Annotated in this window: 3 protein-coding genes; 1 reads left to right on the top strand and 2 read right to left on the bottom strand. The window is 39.5% G+C overall.

From position 1 onward, the window contains the following. Window positions 1-78: 78 nt before the first annotated feature. Both AKL28_RS23355 and AKL28_RS23350 read right to left on the bottom strand, forming a co-directional pair. On the bottom strand, window positions 79-420 hold the full coding sequence (locus AKL28_RS23355; RefSeq protein ID WP_050470676.1) for a hypothetical protein: 342 nt from the start codon (window positions 418-420) through the stop codon (window positions 79-81). Window positions 421-469: 49 nt separating this feature from the next. Then, a complete protein-coding gene (locus tag AKL28_RS23350) occupies window positions 470-730 on the bottom strand; it encodes a hypothetical protein (RefSeq protein WP_050470675.1) in 261 nt (86 codons plus the stop codon). Window positions 731-865: 135 nt separating this feature from the next. Between AKL28_RS23350 and AKL28_RS23345 the strand changes: the two genes are divergently transcribed. Next, complete coding sequence (locus tag AKL28_RS23345) at window positions 866-2176, top strand: PIN domain-containing protein (protein WP_050470674.1); 1311 nt, start codon at window positions 866-868, stop codon at window positions 2174-2176. The last annotated feature ends 37 nt before the right edge of the window (window positions 2177-2213 follow it).

The following is a 2213-nucleotide window of genomic DNA, read 5'->3' as shown; positions in this document are numbered from 1 at the left end:
ATGGCTACGATGAGATTCTTCGGCTTAATTACTTGCAAGATAAAACGAAGCTGTACTTCAAAGTAAACACAGATTCATTTACTGAGATTTCGTAATGCTCGGATACAAGCGATAGCAAGCTGCAACAGCATACTTATGCGCGGTCGAAATGGCGCATTGTTCTGCACTTTTATAACCAAAGAACTTTGAGTATAACCATGGGCTAACAAAGAAACCAAGCAACAATGCCAAGAGAATAATGAATATTGACCAGCCTGAGAAGATTCTTTTGAGCTTAGAAATAACACCTTCATCTTCTTGGGACTGAAGCTTTATTTTTTGAAGCAGTAGCTTTTCCAAGCGTTGGCTATATTCGGAGGTTGTAATGTCCCCCTCTTCAAGACTTGCTAATAATTCAGATTTGGCTTCTTCGATATTCATTGAAGATTTTTAAGAATCCCCTGGAAAACCAAAGGATTGACGAGTTTATTTAAATCTTGAGAAAACAATAGATCGGAGACTTACCACTATCACGGCACCCCTCTCCCTTGTCCCAATGGGGCTGGATGAAACAGCCAACAACAAAACCAAACAACGCCGTTACAAGAATAAAGAATCCGATGCGATCTGTGGGGCCAGGTTGCCGTTTTGACCACGCCCCGATCCGACGAACTTGAAAACCAAGCAAATACACAATCGGCATCAATATGGCCAAAGCGAAAGACACTACTCCAATTGAGAAATTAGTCATACGGACTCTTTCATTAAAATTATTCCTCCAATAAATATTGCATACCGAAAGTATGGCGTCAAATTCCAACGTTGGAAATTTGCTGCTAAGCTAATTGATCCAGTCTCCATATTTTCTAATCTGGGAGGGGAATTAATGGATTCCAGCAGTAAAAAATACTTAACTATTTTTATCGATACTAATATTACATTGCACTACCAGCGTCTTGATCAAGTCAGCTGGGAGGAATTCGCTCAAGGTAGGAATGTGGAAATTGTAGTGTGCGCTGTTGTGCTCATGGAAATTGAAAAGAATAAAGTAGAAAATCAATCTAAAAAGATTAGAAAAAGAGCTGGTGAATATGGTGCATGGCTCTTAAATAAATATGACTCTCCTGAGCTAACTCAAAATGTGAAAATCCGTTTTCATGCTAACGAACCAATGATTGATTTCCATAGCAATGGATTGGATAAACAGAATTTCGATGATCGTCTTGTGGCGGCTGTGTTAGAGCATAGAGAGAACAATCCAAGCAAAGATGTTCTTGTTTTGACCGCTGATCTGGGAGTTACCTTCAAGTTTAAGATGCGTGGTATTGAGGTTACGAATCTGTCGGAGAAATATAAGTTACCAGAAGAGTTAGATGAGCAAGAAACTGAGAACCGTGAATTACGGAGCCAATTAGAGAAATTTAAAAATCGACATCCGAAGGTAAGATTACTGTTCGATCAGAACGAGCCATTTATTGAAGTAGAAAAGGAGGCCATTCCTCAACGAGACCAGTTCCTGACAAGAGAAATGACTCGGATGATGGAAAAGCATCCAAAGAAAAAAAATCATCCTGGCTATGAAATAGGTTCAAATTTAGCCTCACATGCCGTGATGCTGCAATTGGGTAAGATCTTCAATGAAATGTCGGAATCTCAGCAAGCCTCATATGATCAGCGGTTAGATGAGTTTTATATTGAATACCATACCTATCTTGAAAATATATACGATTTTCATCTCCGTTCCCTGGCAAGAGTAGAGCTGAATCTGCTAATGTCAAATCTTGATGGATCTGCACCGGCCAATAATATCGATGTTTTCGTGCGATGCAGTAAGCCATTTTCATTTCTAAAAGAAGATCTACTGCCAAATAGACCGAAAGCACCGACGCCTCCGAGAAAACCTAACTCCTTATTTGATTCTGGAATAAATCACTTCAGCACACATTTACCTCATATTCCAAGTATGAAAGACATACTTCTCGAAACAGCTTCTGAAACACCAAAGTTGGAAATAGTGGGAGGTGATGCGAAATTCTATGTGCGTCAGTTGAAGCACAAACAATCATTTAAATTATTTCCGATTTGGCTCGATTTGCAGAGTGTTCAGAATATGAATAATTTGGCGGTTACCTATGAAATTCATGCAGAGGAAATTTTATCCCCAGTTACCGGATCTCTTCATGTGCGTTTTACCTGATCTTCGGATGCGAGGTATCTCACTTTGATGCAACGAC

Source organism: Herbaspirillum chlorophenolicum (genome assembly GCF_001189955.1).
GTDB classification, from domain to species: domain Bacteria; phylum Pseudomonadota; class Gammaproteobacteria; order Burkholderiales; family Burkholderiaceae_D; genus Herbaspirillum; species Herbaspirillum chlorophenolicum.
Note: the sequence above shows the minus strand (reverse complement) of the source record. Positions and strands in the feature narration are given on the sequence as shown.